The following is a 23,127-nucleotide window of genomic DNA, read 5'->3' as shown; positions in this document are numbered from 1 at the left end:
CGGAAAACAAAGCCGTTCGGCTCTGCCCCTGCCGCGGACGTCAACTCCAGTCCCATTAAGTAACGGAAATAAATCGAAAAATTACCGGGCGTGAAAACGACTTGCTGCTATGAGTTTCCCGTGGTTAAATGATAAAATACATAGAGTATACCGCTTATTTGCGAACTGGCGTTTGAGTGACAATGCCCAGGTTCAACATTCCAGCCGCATGGTGCGGGGGGAGGGGACAATATGACGGTTCACGGTTTCTCGGTGCCTTACGGCGGCCAGCATTTGCAGATCGCCATCGTCGGCCGCGGATTTTCAGGTTTGATGATGGCAATCGCTCTCATGAAGTCCGTCAGCCAACCGTTTCAACTGCGCATGTTCGATCCGCGGCCGGTCATCAGCGGCGGCCAGGCCTTAGCAACGGCGCGCGCAACCGAAATCCTGAACAGCCGCGCCCGCGATCTCTCCGTCTCAACCGGCGAGCCTAAGGATTTCACGCGCTGGCTGCAGGCCTACCAGCATTTTCGCGAAGCCGTCTCCGCCGCGATCCCGGGTTTCGGCCAGATCTTCGTGCCAAAGGTCATCTTCAGCGACTATGTCTATCAGCGGTTCTCCGAAGCGCTTGCCGAGCGCACCGATGTCAGCATCCAGATGTCCCTTGAGGGCATCACAACGATACGGCGCAATGAAACCGGCCGTTTCACGCTCGGCCTGGCCGATGGCAGCGAAGCCGTTTATGACACCGTCGTCCTGGCAACGGGCTATGGTTTGAAGGCTCCGCAGGAGGAGGAGCAGGATACGGAAGTGGTTCTGCGCAGTCTCTCCATTAGCGCCCGGCATGTCGTCGTCATGGGCAACGGCCTGCGAGCGGTCGACCAGGTCCTGCAATTGCGCGACGGCGGATTTGAAGGCCGCATTACGATCTTGTCGCGTCGCGGTTTCCTGCCGCAGCCGCACACCCGGATGCCCGCGGATGCCGTCTTCCCGTCGCAGCCGATGCCCTCGCAGCTTCGCCATATCGTCCGGTTCGTGCGCAAAGCCTGCGCGCAAGCCGAAGAAAACGGCTGGAGTTGGCAGGCCGCAATGAACGGCCTGCGCAAGCGGGCCCGCACCCTGTGGGCGTCGCTGCCGCCAAGCGAAAAACGGCAATTCAATCGTCATCTCAGGGCCATCTATGACAGCCACCGCAACAGGCTCCCGGCGGATGTGCATGAAAGGCTCGAACGTGAACTGGCCGGCGGCATGACGGAGCTGAAACGCGGTACCACCCTGAAGCGGCGCCCCGACGGGCTTATCGTGCGGTGGGCCGGTCAGGCCACGGAAGAGCTCTTTGCCGCAGACGAAGTCATAGACTGCCGCTGCCTTTCGCCTGACTTGAAAGATCCTGTTATCGCCGACCTGCTGCGCGCGGGCCTCGCGAGCACGGACGAACTCGATCTCGGTCTGGCCGTAAACCCGGCTGGCGAACTGCTTACTCCCTGGGGCCGGTCCGCCGGCCTGTTCGCCATCGGTCCGCTTGGCCTCGGCTCGCTTCCGGATATCGATCTTGTGCCCGAGATCGTGACGCAGACTTACACCGCCGCGGCGTTGATCAATGCGCGATCACGGCCGCAATTGCAGGCGGGCTGACTGACGGGCGGGACGCCCCCAAAAAAGACTTGATGCCGCGGCGCCTGCGGGTCGCGGGTCGAATTCAGCCTGTAAAATCCGCCAGTCCGACCTTAGGAGCGGGAGTGGCCGCAAGGAGATATCGGAGGTTGCGCATTTTTATGTACCGTCCCGCGATTAAATGGCGATGTTCAACCGTTAACCAGGACAGTGACTGCGAAAAGGTCGCTGCGCTGGCTCGGTTGACAAACAACAGACAAGCCTGAAGAGTAAAACCGGTCAAGACGGCAGCGTTGGGGAGGACTTTCGTCTATGCGCGCGTTTATCCGGTTTTCAGCTATCATCCTCGCCGTCCTTGCGTTTTCGCCCGCGGTTCATGCGGCCGAAACGGGCCGGCATGTCGTTACGACAGAGAACAGCGACTATTTCGGCTTTGACCTGCGCACCGAGCAAAATGTCACGCTCGACCAGTGCGAAAGCGTCTGCATTGAGGACTCATCCTGCCGTGCGTTCACCTACAATCCCAAGGTGAAATGGTGCTTTCTCAAATCAGACTACAACACGCTGAATACCTTCAACGGCGCGATCGCCGGCAAGATCGTCGACGCCGCCTCGAGCGAACCGGATATCGGCGCGCCGCCGGCGCTGCCGTTCCTTACTGAGCGACAACTTGACGATGCCCGCACCGCCAAGGATAACCTCGCGCTGGAGCCGGATCAGGAAGGGCAGGGGGTCAACGGCCTGATTGCCGCCGCCCATCGCGAACTCGCTGCCGGTAACATTGCCCCGGCGCTGAAGGCTTTCCAGGGCGCCTTGTCGATCAGCCCGGATGACGGCGACCTATGGATAGAAGCAGCAAGAGCGGCCAACCGCGTCTACGGCAATACCGACTTTGCCGTTCAAGCGTCGCTCGCCGCCATTAACGGCTACCAGCTTACGCGCACCACCCAGTCCCGCGCAGACGCTCTGGCTGTTCTTGCAAAGGCGCTGGAAAGCTCGGAAAACTTCCGCGCGGCGCTCAGTGCCTACAAGGCCAGCCTTGCGATTGTCGAGGCAAAGACTGTTCGGGCGGCCTATACCACCTTGAAAACCAGACAGGGCTTCCGCGTCACCGAGCACACCGTCGATTCCGATAGCGCTATGCCACGGGTCTGCGTCCAATTCTCCGAGCCGCTGGTCAAAGCCGGCGTGGACTATACCCCCTTCGTCACGCTCGACGGGGCACCGCCCAAGGCGCTCGAAGCAAAGGGCAGCGAAATCTGCGTCGAGGGCCTGAACCACGGCCAGCGCTACAAGCTGGCCTTCCGCCAGGGCCTGCCGTCCTCCATTTCCGACGAGCCCCTCGAAGCCCAGGTCAATCTTGACGTCTATGTCCCGGACCGCGCAGCGATGGTGCGTTTCACCGGCGACAGCTTCGTGCTGCCGGCAACCGCCCGCCGCGGCATTCCGCTGGTCTCGGTCAACACGACCAGCGCAAACCTCAAGCTCTATCGCATCGGCGATCGCAACATCGCTTCGCTGCTTACCACCTCTCAGTTCCTGACGCAGCTCGATGGATACAGCGCCCAGCGCATCCAGGACGAAAACGGCGAGATGGTCTGGCAGGGCTCGATCGACATCTCCACCGACCTCAACAAGGAAGTGGTGACGAGCTTTCCGGTGGATGAAGCGGTGCCGCAGCGCAAGCCGGGCGTCTATGTCCTGACCGCCGTCTCGGATACCGGAGCAACAAATGAATGGGACAGCCAGGCGACGCAGTGGTTCGTCGTCTCAGACATAGGCCTCTCGACCTATTCCGGTACGGATGGCTTGAGCGTTTTTGCCCGGTCCCTTGCGACGGCAAAGCAGATTGCCGGGGTCGAGCTGACGCTGCTTGCCAAGAATAACGAAATTCTCGGAACGGCGACCACGGACGCTCAGGGTCGCGCCACCTTCGATGCCGGTCTGTTGCGCGGCACCGGCGCCATGATCCCCGCGGTGATCACGGCAAAGGGCGGCAACGACGATTTTGTCTTCCTCGACCTGACGCGCGCTGGCTTTGATCTCTCCGACCGCGGCGTCACCGGACGCGCGGCCCCGGGTGCGATCGACATACTGACCTGGACCGAGCGCGGCATTTATCGCGCCGGTGAGACTGTGCACGTTTCCGCATTGGCGCGCGACAGCGCCTCCGTTGCAATCGAGACGCTGCCGCTGACCTTCATCTTCAAGCGCCCCGATGGGGTCGAGGATCGCCGTGTCGTCAACGACGGCGGACAGGCAGGGGGCTACGCGCTTGATCTCGCCCTGCAGCCGAACGCGATGCGCGGCACATGGACCGTGCAGGTCTATACCGATCCCAAGGGCATGGCGATCAGCGAGAAGCAGTTCCAGGTCGACGATTTCGTGCCCGATCGGGTCGAGTTCGACCTGGCGAGCAGCGTCAAGCAGATCGAAATCGGCAAGTCGGCGCCGATCACCATCGAGGGCCGATACCTGTATGGCGCACCTGCAGCGGGTCTCGAGCTCGAAGGCGAAGTCGGCCTCAAGCCGACCCGCGAAAGCGCCGATTTCAAGGGCTATTTTTTCGGTCTGGCCGACGAGGAAGCGACGGAAGACAGCCGCTCGCCGCTGGAGGCTCTGGAACCGCTGGACGAAGACGGCAAATCGACGTTCGAGGTGAACCTCACGGAAACGCCGTCCACCACCCAATTGCTGAACGCCAACATTACTGTGCGCGTCCAGGAAGCCGGCGGCCGGGCCGTCGAGCGTTCGCTGACACTGCCCGTCAGGCCGGAAGGCTCGATGATCGGCATCAAGCCGGAGTTCACCGGTGAACTCACGGAAAACGCTGTCGGCAAATTCCATGTCATCGCCATTGACCAGAACGGCGACAAGCAGGCGAAATCGGGCCTGACCTGGAAGCTGCTGCGCGTCGTTCAGGACTATCAATGGTACCGTGACGGCACCGCGTGGAAATACGAGCCCGTCATTTCGACCAAGCAGGTGTCCACCGGCAAGCTCGATGTCACCAGGGATGGGGGTGAAATCTCCCTTTCGGCCGGCTGGGGCCGTTACCGGCTCGAGGTCGAGACCGCCGATATCGACGGACCAACATCCAGTGTGGAGTTCGATTCCGGCTGGTATGTCGCCGCCAGCTCGACGGAAACGCCGGATGGTCTGGAGATCGCTCTCGATAAAGAGAGCTACACGATCGGCGACACCGCCAAGCTCAGGGTCTCGCCACGGTTTGCCGGCGAGGTTCTGGTCACGATCGGTTCGGAAAAGCTGATCGCCACGGAGACCGCCACCATTCCCGCCGAGGGCGGTGACGTCGACATTCCGATCACCGAGGACTTTGGCGCCGGCGCTTATGTTACGGCAACCCTCTATCGCCCGGGCGACGCGCAGGAAAGCCGCATGCCGATGCGCGCCATCGGTATCAAGTGGCTGGCCGTCGATCCGGCTGACCGCAAGCTCTCCGTCAAGCTGGATTTGCCGGAGAAGACGCTGCCACGACAGACCCTCAACATCCCGGTTGAAGTCGCAGGCGCGGGGGTGGGCGAGGAAGCCTATGTGACGGTTGCCGCTGTCGATGTCGGTATTCTCAACCTGACACGCTACGAGGCGCCCGATCCGGACGGCTGGTATTTCGGCCAGCGCCAGCTCGGCCTCGAAATCCGCGATCTCTACGGCCGCCTGATCGACGGTTCGCTCGGCGCCACAGGACGCCTTCGCACCGGTGGCGACGGCGGTCAGATGCCGCTGCAGGGCAATCCGCCGACCGAAAAGCTGGTGGCCTTCTTCTCCGGACCGGTTCAGCTTGATGCGAGCGGCAAGGCGATCATCAGTTTCGACATCCCGCAGTTCAACGGGACGGCCCGCGTCATGGCGGTTGCCTGGTCGAAGACCGGCGTCGGCCATGCCAGCTCCGACATCGTCATCCGCGACCCGGTCGTGGTGACAGCAAGCCTGCCTCAATTCCTGGCGCCTGGCGACAAGGCGGAACTGCGTCTGGATATCGCCAATACAGATGGCCCGACAGGGGACCTTACTCTCAAGGTCACGAGTAGCTCATCCGTGGTGATCGACAGCGCCCAGGCTGAGCAGACGTTTGGCGTCACGCCGGGCGGAAAATTCGACCTGACGCTGCCACTTTCCGGTGTTCATCCGGGCGACGGTGCCATCTCGATCGAACTTACGAGCGCTGACGGACTGTCGCTGCAGCAATCCGTCTCCGTTCCGGTGCGGGCGGCATCCCTGCCGGTGACGACACGTCATCCCGTCACCATCGAGCCCAATGCCAGCTTGAAGGTGGACGGCGAATTGCTGGCCGAAAGCATGCTGCAGGGGTCGGCGGTCAGCATCAGCGTCACCCGCGCCGCGGCTTTCGATATCCCGGCGCTGCTGACCTCGCTCGATCGCTACCCCTATGGCTGCGCCGAGCAGACGACCAGCCGCGCACTGCCGCTGCTCTATCTCAGCGAACTTTCGAAACAATCCGGCTTGCCGGAGGATGCGGATGTCCAGAAGCGCGTGCAGGAGGCGATCTACCGTGTCCTCTCCTACCAGTCGTCAACGGGCAGTTTCGGCCTCTGGAGCCCGGGCTCCGGCGATCTCTGGCTCGATGCCTATGTCACCGACTTCCTGACCCGGGCGCGGGAGCAGAAATACCAGGTGCCGGATCAGGCGATGGTTCAGGCGCTCGATAATCTGCAGAATGCCTTGAGCTATGACGTAGACGTCAAGAGCCAGGGCAACGAGATCGCCTACGCCCTTTATGTGCTGGCCCGCAACCGCAGGGCCGCAATCAGCGACCTGCGTTACTATGCCGATACGAAGCTTGCCGAGTTCCCGACACCTCTTTCCAAGGGCCATCTGGCTGCCGCACTCGGGCTTTACGGCGATGGGCAACGCTCCCAGAGTATTTTCGGCGACGCGCTGCAGATGTCGACAAGCACGACTACCAGCCTTCTCGACCGCTCCGACTATGGCTCGCCGCTCCGCGACAATGCCGCGGTGCTGACGCTGGCGGCGGAAAGTCGCCCCGTACCGGCGATCATTCCGCAACTCGCCAAGATCGTCGCCCGTGAATGGGAACATCAGTCCTATACCAGTACGCAGGAACAGATGTGGACCCTGCTCGCCGCGCGGGCGATCCAGGGAGGTGATCAGGATCTGAAGCTCGACATCAATGGAACGGCGCGCAGCGGCGGTTATGCCGCGCGTCTGACCGGCGACGAAATTCTCGATCAACCGATCACCATCAGCAACCGGTCCAAGGACCCGGTCGCCGCCGTCGTTACAACGGTTGCAGCACCCGCGTTCCCGCTGCCCGCCGGCGGCAATGGGTTTACGATCCAGCGAACCTACTACACGCTCGATGGAGAGGAAGCCAACATTACGCAGGCCAGGCAGAACGAGCGCTACGTGGTCGTCATCAACGCGACGGAGAGCAATGCCTGGCCGTCTCGCGTGCTGATCACAGATCTTCTCCCGGCCGGGTTCGAAATCGACAATCCGAGCCTCGTCGATAGCGCCAAACTGTCGAATTTCGAATGGATCGGCGAGATCGAGGCGGCGCATACCGAATTTCGCAGCGACCGTTTCGTTGCCGCCTTCGACCGGTCGAGCGGTGACGATCGGGCGATCACGGTCGCCTATGTCGTGCGCGCCGTCACGCCGGGAACCTACGACCATCCGGCGGCCAGCATCGAGGACATGTACCGGCCGCAGTTTTCCGCGCGCACCGCCATGGGGCGCATGGAGGTACAGGCGGTCGAATAATGTCGCTCCGGTGGAAAACCTGCGCCGCGCTCTCCTGCTCCGCACTTCTGTGCGTCACGGCAGTGTTGGCACTTGAGGTCGCCGACCGCGCCTATCCGCCGCCGCTCGACAAGGCGCGCACCTTCTCCACTGAGGTTCTCGACGCGGACGGCCAGTTGCTGCGCGCCTTCGCGACGCCGGAGGGCCGATGGCGGCTGAAGACGACGGCGAGGGATGTCGATGCACAGTTCGTCCGCATGCTGGTTGCCTATGAGGACCAGCGCTTCTGGCAGCACCACGGTATCGATCCCTGGGCCCTGATGCGGGCTGCCTGGCAATTCGCAAGCCACGGGCGGATCGTCTCCGGAGCATCGACGCTGTCCATGCAGGTGGCGCGCCTGATCGAGCCGCGCGAGGGGCGTTCCCTTGCTGCGAAACTTCGCCAGTTGGCCCGAGCGATTCAGATCGAACGGCGGCTGAGCAAGGCGGACATCCTGGATCTCTATCTGACCCACGCGCCCTATGGCGGCAACCTCGAGGGCATCCGAGCGGCGAGCCTTGCCTATTTCGGCAAGGAACCGCGGCGACTGACGGTTTCTGAAGCGGCGTTGCTCGTGGCGCTACCACAATTGCCCGAAAAACGCCGACCCGACCGTCACCATAAGGCCGCCGAGACGGCGCGCCAGCGGGTTTTGACGCGCATGGCTGTTTCCGCCGTCATCGGGGAAGGGGAGGCTGAGCGCGCAGCTGGGGTTGCCATCCCGAACCGCCGCCTACAACTCCCGGCCCTTGCGGCCCACGTCGCCGAAACGGCCTTGCGCAAGAAGCCGAAAGCCATCCAGCACCAGTCGACGCTCAGGCGTCCCATTCAGAAGGCGCTCGAGGCAGTCGCGAAGGACGCCGCAGCGAAACTCGGACCACGCGTTTCCATCGCCATGGTTATGGCCGATGCGCGCACCGGAGAGATCGTCGGCGAGCTTGGCTCCGCCGACTATTTCGATGCCGGCCGCTCCGGATGGATCGACATGACCCGCGTCTCCCGCTCGCCGGGCTCGACGCTCAAACCCTTCATCTATGGTCTCGCCTTCGAGGAAGGCCTCGTTTCGCAGGAAACGATCATCGAGGATCGTCCTGCGGATTTCTTCGGCTACCGCCCGCGTAATTTCGACATGACCTATCAGGGTGACGTCAGCATCCGGCAAGCGCTGCAGCTGTCGCTCAACGTGCCGGCAGTTAGCCTGCTCGACGCCGTCGGGCCAAGCCGGATGATGATGCGTTTCCGGCGCGCCGACGTCAGGCCCGTCTTGCCGCCGAATGAGGCGCCGGGGCTCGCGATCGGGCTCGGCGGCCTGGGCATCAGCCTGAAGGACCTGGTGCAACTTTATACGGCATTGGCCAACCGCGGCAAACCCATGCGCCTTGGTGACGGCATACAGGATCAGCCGGGGCAGATCGAAGGCGAGCCGCTTCTCGATCCGGCCTCGACCTGGCAGATCGCCGATATCCTGTCCGGTGTCTTGCCACCGGCCGGCGCCGCCCAGCGTGGCATCGCCTACAAGACTGGAACGAGCTACGGCTACCGCGATGCCTGGTCGGTCGGCTTCGACGGTCGCTACGTGCTCGGCGTGTGGGTGGGCCGACCCGACAATGGGGCCGTTCCGGGCCTGACCGGTTATGCAACGGCAGCGCCGATCCTGTTTGAAGGCTTTGCCAAATCCGGCGTTGCGATAACGCCCTTGCTGCGCGCGCCGGCGGGCGCCGTTCGCATGGCCCAGTCCGAACTGCCGATCAGCCAGCGGCGTTTCTCGCTAACGTCGAGCGGTCTTGTCTCGGCAACGGTTCGTGAAGCGGCTCCGCAGATCGTCTATCCCCCGGAGGGCGCACGCGTCGAACTCGGTGTCGATACCGCGGGCGTACCCATGCCGCTCGTCCTGAAGCTGCACGGGGGGAGGGCGCCGTTCCGCTGGTTGGCAAACGGCAAGCCATTACCGGAAACGTCAAGGCGCCGCGTCAATCAATGGGTTCCCGACGGAACAGGTTATTCGACGCTGACGGTCATCGATGCCGCAGGCCGCGCCGCAAGCGTTCGGGTTTTCCTCAATTGAGGCGGCTGCGGTGCCCTGTGCGAGAAAATCTGTACGGCAGCCCCCAAATTGCATTTCATCAATGGGGATTCACGAAATACGCCCTTTGAGTTAACAGTGCTGAACGGTCTGTTTCGTTTCGATTCGCATTTGCGGCCTGGTATCGACATCCACTAGAGCCGGATGATTCTAGGTCGAATCGACCTAAAATCTGAATCCGCTCTAGAATCAAAGAAGTAGAGCATGATGTCGTCCGAAAACCGCTTACACTTTTCGGTATCATGCTCTAGAGAAAACGGGGTTTTTTTGCCTGTATCGGCATTTCCATCTTCGCGATATCTACTCGCTGGCTTTGTGATGACCGCTGCGCTTACGGGCTGCGGCGCCCGCGAGGGCGTAAGGCTGTCTGATACCGCAGTGACGGTTCCCAGCGAAACAGCATTCGCGCTGCCGCCGCCCGGCGGGCCGGCGGTCGTCAACATCGTCGAGCGCCGTTTCAGCAATAGCACCCAGCAGGACATCTTCCTTTTCACGTCTGCATCCACACCAGGCCAGAATGTCTTGCGCGTTCAATTGTTCGGGCCGGTCGGGTTGCAGATGGATGGACAGAAGGCGCTCGGTAACTCTTCGATCCAGGCAAGCGAGATTGTGAGGGAAATGCGCCGCGAGCTTCCCGGCGTCGCGCTTACCCAGTCACCGCTCTACCTGCAGAACAACTACGGCCCCTTCAGCTACGCATACGGCCGCGGTCACGGCAACGATGCCTGTCTCTATGCCTGGCAGCAGATCCGCTCGCCCGAAGAGGCAAGGACAGTCTTCCAGAACCGTGGCACGATCCAGGTTCGCCTGCGCCTCTGCGAGGATGGCGCGAGCGAAGAGAAACTGCTCAGCACGATGTACGGATACACCATTCGCGCGGCCTTCAACGTCCCAGGGTGGAACCCTTACGGCGAACCGCCGAGCGTCGATCCGACATTGGGCCGCACCGGAAACCCGATCTATCCGAAAAGCGAAGACCTGCGCGATTCACCGGCCGCCGCTGTTGACAATGCGAGACCCCGTCCCGTTTTGCGACAGAGACAAGTGGCTCGCGCCGCGGAAAACAAGGTGCCGATGAAACAACCGGCTTCGGCTGAAACCATTCCTTTACCAACCGGCGCGGATATAGACGCAGTCGTTGTTCCTTCGCCGGACTGTATGACACAGTCGGAAGGTGCCACGCTGTGCAAGTAACCTCGGCATGATCCGGATTGCCGAGTGCAATTTGAGTCAACCGTGCATTTATAAGGGCTTCCGCCAATGAACGGCTTGTCACCGGGCGGGCCTGAAAGGCAGCGACCATGCGCAAGGCAGGTATCATCCTTTTCTGGATCATCACATCCCTGTGCGTGATCGCATTGGTTACCTTGCCGATCAATCTGCAGACCCAACTGATCGCCGGCATTGCCGTCGTCACGTTCATGGCCGTGATCAAGATCCTGCGGGCGGAAGGCACGTGGAGGCTCATCGCGCTCGCGTTTGGTACGGCGATCATCATGCGTTATGTTTACTGGCGCACGACGAGCACGCTGCCGCCGTTCAACCAGCTCGAAAACTTCATTCCTGGCCTCCTGCTTTACCTGGCCGAGATGTACAGCGTCATGATGTTGGGGCTCAGCCTGTTCGTCGTCTCGATGCCCTTGCCACCGCGCCCCTCCCGCGCGGCATCAGAAGGCAAGTATCCGAGCGTTGACGTCTTTGTCCCGACCTACAACGAAGATGCCGAGCTTCTGGCCAATACGCTGGCGGCGGCGAAAGCCATGGACTATCCGGCAGACAAGTTGACCGTCTGGCTTCTCGATGACGGCGGCACGCTGCAGAAGCGGACGTCGCCCAATCTCCTCGAAGACCAGATGGCCAAGGCGCGGCTTCAGGAGCTACAGATTCTCTGCAACGATCTCGACGTTCGCTATCTGACCCGTGACCGGAACGAACACGCCAAGGCGGGCAATCTCAACAATGGCATGCAGCATTCCAATGGCGAACTGATCGCAGTCTTCGATGCCGATCACGCCCCGACCCGGGATTTCCTGCTCGAGACTGTCGGCTATTTCGAGGACGATCCAAAACTGTTCCTCGTGCAGACACCCCATTTCTTTCTCAATCCCGACCCGATCGAGAGGAATCTGCGAACTTTCGAAAGGATGCCGAGCGAGAACGAGATGTTCTACGGCATCATCCAGCGCGGTCTCGACAAGTGGAACGCCTCGTTCTTCTGCGGTTCGGCGGCCGTGCTGCGCCGGCAGGCGCTCGACCAGACTGGTGGTTTTAGCGGCGTCAGCATCACGGAAGATTGCGAAACTGCGATCGCGCTGCACGCCAGCGGCTGGAACAGCGTCTATGTCGACCGGCCACTGATCGCCGGTCTGCAGCCCGCAACCTTTGCCAGCTTCATCGGCCAGCGCAGCCGCTGGGCGCAGGGCATGATGCAGATCCTGCGGTTCCGCTTTCCGCTGTTGAAGCGCGGTCTGTCGATCCCGCAGCGGCTCTGCTACATGTCATCGACTCTGTTCTGGCTCTTCCCCCTTCCGCGCGCGATCTTCCTCTTTGCACCGCTCTGCTACCTGTTCTTTGATCTGGAAATCTTCACGGCATCCGGCGGCGAGTTCCTCGGCTACACACTTGCCTACATGCTCGTGAACCTGATGATGCAGAACTACCTCTACGGATCATTCCGCTGGCCCTGGATCTCCGAGCTCTACGAATATGTGCAGACGATCCATCTGCTGCCGGCCGTCGTCTCGGCCATCGTCAACCCCAGGAGGCCGAGCTTCAAGGTGACGGCCAAGGACGAGTCCGTCCTTGTCAGCCGCCTGTCGGAAATCAGCCGGCCATTCTTTCTCATCTTCGGTGTCTTGCTGTTCGCCGTCGTCGTAACGGCTTACCGGGTCTACACGGAGCCGTACAAGGCCGACGTCACCCTGGTGGTTGGCGGCTGGAACCTGCTCAACCTTCTCCTCGCCGGCTGTGCGCTCGGCGTCGTCTCCGAGCGCGGCGAGTTGACGGCAACCCGAAGGGTCAAGGTGACGCGCCGATGCGAATTCGGGCTCGACGAGACGTGGTATCCGGCCACGATCGACAATGTTTCGGTCAACGGCGCCCGCGTCAACGTCTATGCGAAGGCTCTCGAAACGATTCCACTGGACAAGCGCGGCCTGATCCGGTTCAAGCCATACAGCAGCGACCATGAGGAAATTCTCCCGGTTGCCGTCCGCAATAGCCGGGTTGCCGGCGATATCGTCACCGTTGGTTGTCTTTATCTGCCGGAGACAGCCCGCGACCATGGCCTCATCGCCGATCTTATTTTTGCAAATTCGCAGCAGTGGACCCAGTTCCAGATGTCGCGCCGCGGTAATCCCGGCTTGCTGCGAGGAACGATCTGGTTTCTCAGCCTTGCCTTTTATCAGACGAGCCGCGGCATCATCTATTTCTTCAGCAGTCCGGGGGCGAGAGATAAGGCCCGTTTGGCTGCAAAGGCAAAAAGATGATGAGGTCCGTATTTCTGGCTTTAGCCATTCTGGTACTGCAGAGCTTCCCGCTTCGCGCGCAGGCCCCGTTCGACATGACGCCGGAGCGGTCGACCGCTGGAGGGCAGACAGGGAACGGAGCGGCATCGCAGCCCGTGGTCGTCACGCCGACTGCCCAACCGAGTGAAACCGAAGCCTTCAAGCGGTACCTGCTTCCAAACGGCAACCTCGATCTGAGCGGTGAATTCGAAGATCGGGCCTGGTCGGTCTATCTGACACCGCAGCAGGCAGCCAGCGGAGCAAGGCTCAATCTCGGTTATCAGAATTCGATTTTCGTCGCGCCGGAGCTGTCCCGTCTTCGGGTCGAGATCAACGACACGACGATCGCCGACGAAGCGGTTCGTTCTGCTGATACCGTGTCCGACTTGAGCTTCAACCTGTCGAAGGATCTGCTGAAGCCCGGATCGAACCTCATCCGTCTGCGCGCCGACCAACGTCACCGCACCGACTGCACGATCGAATCGACCTATCAGCTCTGGTCGCGTGTCGATGCCGAAAAGACCTATCTGAGCTTTTCGGGAAGCGACGCGCAGGGGCTGCAAAGCCTCGACGATATCCGGGCGATTGGCGTCGACGATCGTGGCCTCACCCGGTTCAATTTCGTCGTGCCGGCGCTGGAGCAGCCCAGCACGACGATACCCTTGATGCGGCTTGCCCAGGGTCTCGCCGTTTTCGCCGACATGCCGAACCAATCCTTCTCCTTCAAGACGGGCAGCATGGCCGGAACAAAGCCAGGCGAATTGACGGTGCTCGTTGGCACGCCCACCGAGCTCCAGCCGCTTCTTGCCTCCTTGCCCGCCAGCGCCAGTTCCGGGCCCGTTGCTCGTTTCGTCGAAGATCCGGCAACCGGGTCGCCGGTGCTTGTCCTCAGTGGACCGACATGGCAGGCGATCGGTACCGCAATAGAAAGCGTGGTAGCTCCCACCGACGTCACCGGTCCTGCGGCGCGCCGCGATGTCATAACGACACAAAGGTGGCGCTCTCCCGACGCGCCTTTCCTCTTCTCCGATACCCGGCTGCGTTTCTCCCAACTCGGTTTCAAGACCCAAGAATTTTCTGGCCGGCGGTTTCGCACCGATTTCACCGTCGGCGTTCCCGCGGATTTCTATGCCAATGCCTATGGTGAAGCGGTCATCCTTCTGGACGCCGCCTACTCTCCGACAGTCCTGCCCGGCAGCCACATCGACGTCCACGTCAATGGGAATATCGCCTCAACGGTGCCGATTGCCTCGTCCGGCGGCGGCATCCTCAGACATCTGCCGATCAACGTGACGATGCGCCATTTCCGCCCGGGCGTGAACACGATCGCAATTGAAGCCGTTCTCGATACCGAGGACGACAAGCTCTGCGCACCCGGCGCGACCGGCTCCGAGACGCCGCGTTTCGCGTTGTTCGACAGCTCGGAATTCCACATGCCCGACTTCGCGCGCATCGCGCAATTGCCCAATCTTGCAGCGTCTGCCGGGACCGGGTTTCCCTATGGCAGAGGCCCGGACGCCACCCGCCTCTACCTGGATCGCATCGATTCCGATACGCTGTCGGCGACAGCGACGTTTCTCGGACGACTGGCCGCCGGCGCCGGTCGCCCGATCCCGGTCGAAACGGTCGCATCTCCTGCACTGATCGGCAGCCGAAGCGCGATCTTCGTTGGCGCGCTTTCGCAAATGCCGCAGACGGTCCTGACGCAAATGAATATTGCCGAGACAAGTCGGACAACATGGGGATCCAATGGCGGCGGCCAGGCGGACACCGTCAACACCGAAACTGCCCTCGACGCGTGGCGGGAGAAATTGCGTGGCGGCGTCTGGGCCGGCTGGATCACTGCGTTCGAGGATTGGGTTAAACGGAACTTCGACATTTCCCTTTCCTCATTGCGGTTCGCGCCGGTATCGGAGAGCAGCTTTACGCCCTCACAGGAGACATCGTTGCTGGTCGCACAAAGCGCCAGCCCCGACGGCAGCGGCACATGGTCCTTGGTGGCGGCACCGACCGGAAAAGATCTGAGTGAAAGCGTGCAGGCCCTGAGCGCACAGGACACGTGGAGGCAACTTGCCGGCCACATCACCACCTACCAGCGTGGCACCAAAACGGTAGAGACCGTGCCGATCAATGACGTCGACTTCATCGAGACCCAACCAGCGTCCCTGTCAAACTACCGGCTGATCGCCGCCAACTGGCTCTCGACCAACATTCTGACCTACGCGGTGCTGTTGGGTGCACTCGGCGTTTTGCTGGGGCTTGCGACCGCCATGCTGCTCAGCAATCTCGGGCGGCGGGAATGACGGCAAAACTGCTTGCAGCGCTCCTCGCAGGCATTTTCACTCTCTGCCTGCAAACCGTTCCGGCCGAGGCACAACAGCCGATGATCATCACCGAAGCCTGGCAGGCCTACAAGGACGAATTTCTCGAACCCGGTGGCCGGATCGTCGACGACGGCAATGGCAATATCAGCCACAGCGAAGGGCAGGGCTACGGCCTGCTGCTGTCGGTCCTTGCCGGCAGTCAGGCGGATTTCGAGTTGATCTGGGCCTTCACGCGTACGGAACTTCTCCTGCGCAATGACGGCCTCGCCGCCTGGAAATGGAGCCCTGGCGCAAAACCACATGTTACCGACGCCAACAACGCGTCCGACGGCGATATCCTGATTGCCTATGCGCTGGGCCTTGCCGGCCAGCAGTGGAGCCGCAGAGATTATACGGCGGCCGGGGCAGCCATCGCCCGAGCCATTCTTGCAAGGACCGTCGTTCAAAACAACGGCCGAACGCTGCTTCTGCCGGGCGCCACCGGATTTTCCGCCGCCGACCGCGACGACGGCCCGGTCATCAACCCGTCCTATTGGATATTCGAGGCCTTCCCGGTTCTCGATCAACTGGCGCCGTCGCCAGTCTGGGGAACGCTTCGCGGCGAAGGGATCGCGATCATCAACGAACTTCGTTTCGGTCCGAAACAACTTCCCGCCGACTGGGTCGCTTTGAGGCCTTCCCCCAAGCCGGCAGCCGGTTTTCCGGCGGAATATGGGTATAACGCGCTGCGTATACCGCTTTATCTCGTTCGCGGCGGCGTGACGGACCGGCAATTGCTTTTGAGGTTTCGCCAAGCTACGTCCGGCGCTAACGGTGCAATCACAACCGTGGATTTAAATTCCGGCGCAACCAAGAACACTCTCTCCGATCCGGGTTATCGAATTGTTAACCATATTCTGGCCTGTGTAGTGGACAAGACCGCGTTGCCTGCGGATGTGAAACAATTCACGCCAACGCTGTATTACCCTTCGACGCTCCACTTACTGGGGCTATCATTTGTTGCTGAAAAGCATCCGGAGTGTTTATGAAGCCGTCCATTGTCGCATTGTCAGCGATCATCGCGGCCGTCGGCATCGCCGGCATGAAGAAGCCCGACTATGTGAAACATATGGTTCAGTCCTTTTCGCCGGCAAGCGAAGATGATCTCGCTTCGCGCTCGTCGCGACTGCCTCAACAACAGCCAGCGTTTCAGACCGTTGGCGACAAGGCGCCGGTGTTCCAGGAAATCAAGCGCCCTGCGGAGCCGCCGCTCGATACCTTGGTCACGGCGGCGACAGCGTCCACGGTTGATGAAAGCGCGCTGCGCTACTTCGCAAGCCAGGGGGATACCGCAAGGCTGCAAGCGGAAATCTCGCGCCTGAAGGCGCTCTATCCCGACTGGACACCACCGAAAGACCCACTGGCCATTCCTCAAAACGAGGACAAGCAACTGGAGACGATGTGGCAGCTTTATTCGCAGGCGCGCTACGCCGAGGTCCGCAAGGCGATCGCCGAACGGCAAGCGGCGGAACCGGTCTGGCAGCCGCCTGCGGATTTGCTCGATCGATTGGGCGTGGCAGAGGCGCGGCTGCGACTGATCAACGCGTCCGATCTCAAACAATACGAAACGGTCGTGCGCATCGGCGCCGAGACGACGAGCCTGCTAACCTGCAGCGAGGTCGATGTCCTCTGGCGCGTTGCCGAGGCATTATTCCGGACGGGCAAACCGCAACGGGCGACGGACGCCTATACCTACATCCTGAACAATTGCCAGAACACCGCCGAACGCCTCGCGACAATCCAGAAGGCAGTCGATCTTCTGCCCTCCAAAACTGTCGAGGAACTTCTCGCCAAGGAGAAGACGGCACCCGATGGCACGCGGGAATTCGACAGCATTCGCGATGATCTTGCCCGCCGGTTCGTCGCCGAAGCCAATGCCGATGGAAAGATTGTCGTCCCACCCCAGTATCTTTCGCGCGTCGAGCGGCTTGCCGAGACCGGCGGCCTTGCCTCTGACGCCTTATTGCTCGGCTGGTATTATCTGCCGCGCGGAGAAATGGAAGCCGCGGAAAAGTGGTTCCGGCGCGCTCGTGACAAGGAAGATTCCGCCTCCGCCTCGCAGGGTCTGGCGCTGGCTCTGATCGATCGCGATATGCCTCTCGATGCCGAGAACGTGATGTATCGCTGGCGCGACGCCTCCAAGGAGGCGAAGGCGGTCTATCTGGCCGCCACAGCAAACCTGCTTGCGCTCGATCCGCCGGCTTCGATCAAGGCCGACGTCCTGAAGCGGATCGCCGCAGAGGTGATCAAATCGCGCGACGCTACGACGGCCCAGCAGTTCGGCTGGTATGCCCGTGCCTTGAACCAGCCGCAGACGGCGGTGCAATGGTTCAAGACGGCGCTCGGCTGGAAGCTGGACGACGAGCCTTCCGCCTACGGTCTTGCGGTAACCTATCTGCAACTCAACAATATGAAGGGCGTTTCCGAAATCCAGCGCCTTTGGGCAGGAAGATCGGAGCGCATTGCCAAGCTCGGCGAAGAGAAAGAGGAGCCCGAAGCCGCCAGGGAACAATTGTCGGTTCCGGGCGAAACCGTAACCGTCCGGCGCAAGGCCCGCCCGCGAGCGCAAGCGATTGCCGTGTCCAATGAACTTCAGGAATATAGGGAAACCCCGGATGTCGCCGTCCGGCCACGCGGGCGCAAGAGTGTCGCAACCATCCGCGGCTGTAGGATCACATTCAATCCTGAAACGCTGTCGCCCGACGCGGCACTGGCGCGGGGCTGGTGCCTGATGGAACTGAACAGGCCACTGGAAGCAGCCGCCGCCTTCGAGGTCGCCTTGTCCGGGTCCTCGTCGAAAACGCGTGAGGATGCCGCCTATGGCCAGAGCCTGGCATATCTGCGTGCCGGATTGGCGAGCAAGGCGGCGGTCTCGGCGGCCAAGGCGCCGCAGAACCCCCAACGCGCCCTCGAACTGCAGAAAGCCATCCTGACCGACAAGGCCATCGCCGCCTTCGACGGGGGCCGTGCGCGAGAAGCCTTGCTTGTGCTCGACCAGTTGAAACAGATCACTCCGGAAAGAACGGATCTGCTTGCATTGAGGGGATATGTCTATCTCAAGATGAAGCGCTATGGCGACGCACGTCGCGTCTTCGAAGCTCTGGCCGCCATCGGCAATCGTGATGGCCAGCGTGGACTTGCAATCATCCATGAACTATTCCACGAAAACGATTGACCGGACCCAGTGATGAATTCTGCGCCAGCACCTATGACGCGCAGTGCCCGATCTTCGCGAAGATGGCCCAATGCGCACGTCGCTGCGTTTCCGCGCCATTCCCCCGATCTGGGATCGGCCGACATCGGTCATTTTTACCACAATAGCATTTATGAGCGATAAGCCGGCATTATCGGTCACTTCTAGTTGACGACAAGCCGTGCGGTTATGTTCGTTTTCTATGCATAAACTGCTCACACAGTATGGCCTTGCAGGCATGGATTCGCTGGCTGTCGCCCGTGCTCCGCCCTCAAGCCGCCCGCCCACTTGCCGGCTTGGGATTTGCCGCGTCGGTGCGACCTCACGGAAGCGGATGCCACGTTTACCGCCGGCATCGCCCTGAAATCGCTAGCCGGCGTTCTCCAGAAGTCCTGCGTCAGTTCCGGCACACGACAGCAACCGAGTGCAAACGTTGGCAGTTACTCGTCGCCGAGATGGCGGCTGCGTGCCTTGATCCACCAATCGAGCGCCAACCTGCCCGGTCCCCAAGCAATAACACCGAGAGCCATCGCCGCCCAGGTGAGATGAATGGGCCATCCGTCCGGCACGGTAAGCTGAATGACCATGGTCATCGCGAGCAGGCCGAGCGCCGCAAGCCGCGTCGCCAATCCAAGGACCAGAAGGGTCGGCAACAGGACCTCCGCGCAAGCGACCACAAAGGCCATCACGGCCGGCGCCGGGAAGTCGTACGGGCCGCCCGGCAGGTGCAACTTGAACTCCGACGTAAAGAGAAGGACGGCGACGTCGTTCAGTTGCAAAAAGCCATCCCACTTGCTCATGCCGGACCGCCAGAAGGGCACGGCGAGCCCGATGCGCAGGGCGAGTTGGGCCAGCGATGCCGGCGCGAGGGTGGCAATCAGATCGTCGATCCGGCCGAGCCACCTTGCCCTGCCGCCGATCTCGGGATTGTGGAAGAATTTTCGTATGGGAGTCAGCATCTCATTCTCCAAGGCGGATCGCCGTGAACGCAGCCGCCGCGAGCATTATGCCAATAGCGGTTGCGAGATCGAATTCCGGGCAGCGCGCGCTCGCTGTTGCCGCAGCTTTTCCAAGTGGTTCGCCCGCCACGAGGTGGGCGAGGAAGGCATCGGCGCCCGCAGGAAGGCGGCGAGCCTCCACCTGCAGTGTCGGCCGTGTTACCAGTGCGCTCTCCGCCGCCGTGGCCTCGATGCGGCCAACCGGATCGCTTGCCCGATTCGCGGAAAAGATGGTCACCACCGGATAGGCGGAGCACACGATGTGGGTTGCCGGATGTGCCTCGAAAACGACGTCCCCGAGCCGTTCCGGCGGGATCGAGGCAAGGGCATCCGGCTGTAACGCGGCGGCATCCGCCGCATGATAGGCATCGAGCCAGGCCCGCTCGACACGCGCGACGTCGGCGAGCCACGGCATGGATTGCGCATGTTCGTAGCGCTCAATGAAATCCGGAAAATCCCGGCCATACTCGAACAGCAGTGGCGATGTCGGCGGTGTCGCGCGGACGTGAAACCGGGCCATGGCACGAAAGAACGTCTCTCCGGTGATACGCATCGTTGCGGGGAACACGGCTGTGAGCGCATCGATCAGGCTGACGGTCACATTGTTGCGATAGACGTTGAAGCGCTTGTCGGCGGCCTTGCCGTTCGGGCCGGCAACGAACACGGGTGTTGCGCGAGCGGGATCGAGCAGGCCGGGCACGAAGTCTGCCTGATAGTCGAGGCCGTTGGCAGCCTCGGTAGGACATTCCCTAAGCGCGTGCATGGATCCGCTCCAGTCGCAGAGCCGCGTGCCGATCGAGGATCGCCTGCGCCGCCTTTGCTTCGGCCTTCAATACCGGCCAATCGGGAATGGCACTGTCCCATTCGATGAGTGTCGGGATAGGCCCGCGCCGGCCGATCACGATGTCAAAGAGTTTCCAGACGGCGTCGGCGACCGGCGCGTCGTGACTGTCGATCAGCAGGAGATCACCCTCGTCGTCTTGCTGCTGCGCATGACCGGCCAGATGAATTTCGCCGACATGTTCGAGCGGATAGTCGGAAAGGTAGTCGAGAGCGGAAAAGCCGTGGTTGGTCGCCGAGACGAAGACGTTGTTGACATCGAGCAACAATCCGCAGTCGGTGGATCTGACGATTTCCCGGATGAACGCGGTCTCGCTCATCGTCGACTCCTCGAACAACAGGTAGGACGAGGGGTTCTCCAGCAGAAGCGGTCGGCCGATCGCTTCCTGCACTTCGTCTATGTGTTCGGCGACACGCCGCAGCGTTGCTTCGGTGTAAGGGAGTGGCAACAGGTCGTTGTAGTAAGTCGTGTTGTGCGTCGACCAGGCCAGATGTTCCGAGACGAGCGCGGGCTCGTATCGCTCGACCAGCCCCGCGAAGCGCCCCAGATGCGTTTTGTCCAGCGGTTGCGGCCCGCCGATCGACATGCACACGCCGTGGAGCGAAACCGGATAGTCCTCGCGGATGCGCGTGAGCGCGGCATGCGGCGGGCCGCCAGCGCCCATGTAGTTTTCCGCATGGACCTCGAAGAAGCCGCTATCCCGCCCTTCGTCAGCAAGGATGGACGGCAGATGCTGATGCTTGAAACTGGTACCAGCCAAGCCGTCGATCGTGTGCGCCGGAAAGCGGAGGGATCCCGACGCGCCACGATCCGCGTGAGTTGCAAAATTGGGCATCGTTGCCTCCACTTTCCGGTATCTCGAAGGGTTAAGACGGAAGGTCGCGCGACTGCGGTTCCGGCGAACCCTTGCGGCCGTCTGGCAGTTCCATCGTCGTGCAGGTGCCGCCATCGACGAACTTCCAGGCGTTACCCTGATAATCGACCGTCGAGGTGGCCTGGCAGGTCGTGCCGGGGCCGGCAGCACAATCATTCTGGCCCTTGAGGGCTACGCCGAAACACTTCTCCTTTCCGGCATCCATCGCGGCTTTGACCTCAGCCTCCGTGAGCGGGGCAGCGAACGCAAATGACGACACCGCTGCCGCCACGGCACCGGCAAGCATGGCAGCAGTTATCGTGGATTTCGTAGACATGATATCTCTCCGTGTTGATGGCTCTCATGCGCCCGGTATTCCTGGCACACAGAGCGTCATTCGCGGCCCATGGGAGATATGTTACACTGGTGGACATTCACGCTTTCGTGAAGAGACTGTCGTTCCGGATCACGATGATGATGGATTGACCTGCGGAGATCATCAGCCTGATCTGCCGCCACAAGGGGAAGGCGGCATCTGACGCATTTCCCCCTCAATTGCGCGATCGCGGCAAAATTTGCAGAGCGGAGATGTAACAAGCGGCGAAAACCAGCGAATTGGGAGGAAGAGTGGTTGAGCGGTGTAGATGAGGGGGATATTGCCCGGCTTTTCCGTGTGGCGCTTAATGGCGACGAGCGGGCCTACGGCGCCTTCCTGCACGAAGCCGCCAATCTGGTTCGCGCCTGGGCGCGACGGAGGACTACGTTTTCCGGCGTGGATCCGGAAGATATCGTTCAGGAAACGTTGCTGGCAATCCACGTGAAGCGGCACACCTGGCGCAGCGACGGACCGGTGGCGCCGTGGCTTTATGCGATCGCCAGACACAAGCTTGTCGATGCCTTTCGTCGGCAGGGCCGCCACACTCGGGTCGCAATCAGCGAGGTGGAAGACCGGCTTGCGGCTGAGGCGGCGGAAACGATCAGGGATTGGGAGATCAGCCGCGCACTCGAGACGCTGACGCCCGGCCAGCGTTCGGTGGTGACGGCGATCTCGGTCGAGGGTCGAACGATAGCCGAGGCCGCCAGAAGCCTCGACATGAATGAAAACGCAGTTCGTGTCGCGCTTCATCGCGGCCTTGCTGCCATTGCCCGGCGATTTGGACGAGACCGACATGGAAACTGACGAACTCATCAAGGCTCTTGCGGCAGACACAAGGCGAAGCGGCATTTCAATGGCCGGCGCCTGGTCGGGCGCCGTCGTCGCCGCCGTCGCCGCCGCTGCGGTTGTCTTCTTCATCCTGCTCGGACCGAGGCCGGATATTGCCGACGCCGCGCAGACCGTCCGCTTTCTCTTCAAGTTCGTAGTGACGATTGCGCTTGCCGCGAGCGCTTTGAGCCTGTTGCGTGTCCTGTCACGGCCGGAATCCGAGGTGCGTCGACCGCTACCGCGCCTCTTTGTTGCGCCGGCGCTGCTGGTGGCGGGTGTCGTGGCCGAACTCGTCGTCTCGTCGCCGGGCACATGGTCGGCGCAGCTCGTCGGGGCGAACAGCCTTGTGTGCCTGACCTACATTCCGCTAATCGGCATCGGTCCGCTTGTGCTCCTGCTGCTGGCGCTGCGCCACGGCGCCCCCTCTCAGCCGTCGCTCGCAGGTGCGATGGCGGGCCTGGCGGCCGGAGGCATTGCCGCGACTTTCTATGCCGCCCATTGCACGGACGATTCACCTCTGTTCGTAGTGACATGGTATACAATCGCCATTGCGGCTCTCGCGCTCCTTGGCGCCGTCGGCGCGTATCGTTTTGCGCGTTGGTGACGGCGGGTAAACTGGTGTCTCCATAGCGCTATGCATGCTCTGGCGCACGCAGATTTCCCAGGAGATTGTTGAGATATTCTCCCATGCAGGACTTATCGCCT

The 23,127-nt window shown here is 61.6% G+C and carries 14 protein-coding genes; 10 read left to right on the top strand and 4 right to left on the bottom strand.

Going from position 1 to position 23,127, the window contains the following annotated elements; genetic code table 11:
* Positions 1 to 231: 231 nt before the first annotated feature.
* The 8 genes from ACSQ2W_RS22585 to ACSQ2W_RS22550 all read left to right on the top strand — a co-directional run bounded on the left by ACSQ2W_RS22585 (position 232) and on the right by ACSQ2W_RS22550 (position 18,508).
* Complete coding sequence (locus tag ACSQ2W_RS22585) at positions 232 to 1,617, top strand: FAD/NAD(P)-binding protein (RefSeq protein ID WP_436088398.1); 1,386 nt, start codon at positions 232 to 234, stop codon at positions 1,615 to 1,617.
* 291 nt (positions 1,618 to 1,908) lie between these two features.
* A complete protein-coding gene (locus tag ACSQ2W_RS22580) occupies positions 1,909 to 7,362 on the top strand; it encodes an MG2 domain-containing protein (protein ID WP_436088397.1) in 5,454 nt (1,817 codons plus the stop codon).
* The gene (pbpC, locus tag ACSQ2W_RS22575; protein WP_436088396.1) at positions 7,362 to 9,446 is read left to right on the top strand and encodes a penicillin-binding protein 1C; all 2,085 of its coding nucleotides are present in this window, start codon (positions 7,362 to 7,364) and stop codon (positions 9,444 to 9,446) included. Before ACSQ2W_RS22580 ends, pbpC begins: the two co-directional genes overlap by 1 nt.
* Before the next feature lie 336 nt (positions 9,447 to 9,782).
* Positions 9,783 to 10,658: a cellulose biosynthesis protein BcsN gene (gene bcsN, locus ACSQ2W_RS22570; protein ID WP_436088395.1), complete on the top strand. Its 876-nt coding sequence runs from the start codon at positions 9,783 to 9,785 to the stop codon at positions 10,656 to 10,658.
* A gap of 107 nt (positions 10,659 to 10,765) precedes the next feature.
* Positions 10,766 to 12,952, top strand: a complete 2,187-nt coding sequence (gene bcsA / locus ACSQ2W_RS22565) for a UDP-forming cellulose synthase catalytic subunit (RefSeq protein WP_436088394.1) — start codon at positions 10,766 to 10,768, stop codon at positions 12,950 to 12,952.
* On the top strand, positions 12,952 to 15,273 hold the full coding sequence (locus tag ACSQ2W_RS22560; RefSeq protein WP_436088393.1) for a cellulose biosynthesis cyclic di-GMP-binding regulatory protein BcsB: 2,322 nt from the start codon (positions 12,952 to 12,954) through the stop codon (positions 15,271 to 15,273). Before bcsA ends, ACSQ2W_RS22560 begins: the two co-directional genes overlap by 1 nt.
* Positions 15,270 to 16,322: a glycosyl hydrolase family 8 gene (locus ACSQ2W_RS22555; protein ID WP_436088392.1), complete on the top strand. Its 1,053-nt coding sequence runs from the start codon at positions 15,270 to 15,272 to the stop codon at positions 16,320 to 16,322. The genes ACSQ2W_RS22560 and ACSQ2W_RS22555 overlap by 4 nt, the downstream gene beginning before the upstream one ends.
* The gene (locus ACSQ2W_RS22550) at positions 16,319 to 18,508 is read left to right on the top strand and encodes a cellulose synthase (protein WP_436088391.1); all 2,190 of its coding nucleotides are present in this window, start codon (positions 16,319 to 16,321) and stop codon (positions 18,506 to 18,508) included. Before ACSQ2W_RS22555 ends, ACSQ2W_RS22550 begins: the two co-directional genes overlap by 4 nt.
* A 458-nt stretch (positions 18,509 to 18,966) precedes the next feature.
* On the opposite strand, the gene ACSQ2W_RS22545 is transcribed toward ACSQ2W_RS22550, so the two are convergent.
* The 4 genes from ACSQ2W_RS22545 to ACSQ2W_RS22530 are packed head-to-tail and all read right to left on the bottom strand — an operon-like array spanning position 18,967 to position 21,555.
* Positions 18,967 to 19,485: a DoxX family protein gene (locus ACSQ2W_RS22545; protein ID WP_436088390.1), complete on the bottom strand. Its 519-nt coding sequence runs from the start codon at positions 19,483 to 19,485 to the stop codon at positions 18,967 to 18,969.
* 1 nt (position 19,486) lies between these two features.
* Positions 19,487 to 20,287 carry an HvfC/BufC family peptide modification chaperone gene (locus ACSQ2W_RS22540; RefSeq protein ID WP_436088389.1) on the bottom strand — a complete coding sequence of 267 codons (801 nt, stop codon included), beginning with the start codon at positions 20,285 to 20,287 and terminating at the stop codon, positions 19,487 to 19,489.
* On the bottom strand, positions 20,274 to 21,200 hold the full coding sequence (bufB, locus tag ACSQ2W_RS22535) for an MNIO family bufferin maturase (RefSeq protein WP_436088388.1): 927 nt from the start codon (positions 21,198 to 21,200) through the stop codon (positions 20,274 to 20,276). The genes ACSQ2W_RS22540 and bufB overlap by 14 nt, the downstream gene beginning before the upstream one ends.
* 31 nt (positions 21,201 to 21,231) lie before the next feature.
* On the bottom strand, positions 21,232 to 21,555 hold the full coding sequence (locus tag ACSQ2W_RS22530) for a BufA1 family periplasmic bufferin-type metallophore (RefSeq protein WP_436088387.1): 324 nt from the start codon (positions 21,553 to 21,555) through the stop codon (positions 21,232 to 21,234).
* 294 nt (positions 21,556 to 21,849) lie between these two features.
* Between ACSQ2W_RS22530 and ACSQ2W_RS22525 the strand changes: the two genes are divergently transcribed.
* Both ACSQ2W_RS22525 and ACSQ2W_RS22520 read left to right on the top strand, forming a co-directional pair.
* Positions 21,850 to 22,398, top strand: coding sequence for a sigma-70 family RNA polymerase sigma factor (locus ACSQ2W_RS22525; RefSeq protein ID WP_436088386.1), 549 nt, complete (start codon positions 21,850 to 21,852; stop codon positions 22,396 to 22,398).
* Complete coding sequence (locus ACSQ2W_RS22520; protein ID WP_436088385.1) at positions 22,388 to 23,026, top strand: NrsF family protein; 639 nt, start codon at positions 22,388 to 22,390, stop codon at positions 23,024 to 23,026. The genes ACSQ2W_RS22525 and ACSQ2W_RS22520 overlap by 11 nt, the downstream gene beginning before the upstream one ends.
* Positions 23,027 to 23,127 lie beyond the last annotated feature (101 nt).

Source organism: Pararhizobium sp. LjRoot255 (assembly GCF_964252905.1).
Classification (GTDB): Bacteria; Pseudomonadota; Alphaproteobacteria; order Rhizobiales; family Rhizobiaceae; genus Pararhizobium.
This window is presented reverse-complemented; position numbering and strand designations above follow the sequence as displayed.

What these genes read in the sequence shown, in the direction of transcription:
- ACSQ2W_RS22540 (WP_436088389.1), bottom strand. Translation starts at nt 20,287, where the DNA reads ATGCACGCGCTTAGGGAATGTCCTACCGAGGCTGCCAACGGCCTCGAC.
- ACSQ2W_RS22560 (WP_436088393.1), top strand. Translation starts at nt 12,952, where the DNA reads ATGAGGTCCGTATTTCTGGCTTTAGCCATTCTGGTACTGCAGAGCTTC.
- pbpC (WP_436088396.1), top strand. Translation starts at nt 7,362, where the DNA reads ATGTCGCTCCGGTGGAAAACCTGCGCCGCGCTCTCCTGCTCCGCACTT.
- bcsN (WP_436088395.1), top strand. Translation starts at nt 9,783, where the DNA reads ATGACCGCTGCGCTTACGGGCTGCGGCGCCCGCGAGGGCGTAAGGCTG.
- bufB (WP_436088388.1), bottom strand. Translation starts at nt 21,200, where the DNA reads ATGCCCAATTTTGCAACTCACGCGGATCGTGGCGCGTCGGGATCCCTC.
- bcsA (WP_436088394.1), top strand. Translation starts at nt 10,766, where the DNA reads ATGCGCAAGGCAGGTATCATCCTTTTCTGGATCATCACATCCCTGTGC.
- ACSQ2W_RS22520 (WP_436088385.1), top strand. Translation starts at nt 22,388, where the DNA reads ATGGAAACTGACGAACTCATCAAGGCTCTTGCGGCAGACACAAGGCGA.
- ACSQ2W_RS22545 (WP_436088390.1), bottom strand. Translation starts at nt 19,485, where the DNA reads ATGCTGACTCCCATACGAAAATTCTTCCACAATCCCGAGATCGGCGGC.
- ACSQ2W_RS22585 (WP_436088398.1), top strand. Translation starts at nt 232, where the DNA reads ATGACGGTTCACGGTTTCTCGGTGCCTTACGGCGGCCAGCATTTGCAG.
- ACSQ2W_RS22555 (WP_436088392.1), top strand. Translation starts at nt 15,270, where the DNA reads ATGACGGCAAAACTGCTTGCAGCGCTCCTCGCAGGCATTTTCACTCTC.
- ACSQ2W_RS22550 (WP_436088391.1), top strand. Translation starts at nt 16,319, where the DNA reads ATGAAGCCGTCCATTGTCGCATTGTCAGCGATCATCGCGGCCGTCGGC.
- ACSQ2W_RS22530 (WP_436088387.1), bottom strand. Translation starts at nt 21,555, where the DNA reads ATGTCTACGAAATCCACGATAACTGCTGCCATGCTTGCCGGTGCCGTG.
- ACSQ2W_RS22580 (WP_436088397.1), top strand. Translation starts at nt 1,909, where the DNA reads ATGCGCGCGTTTATCCGGTTTTCAGCTATCATCCTCGCCGTCCTTGCG.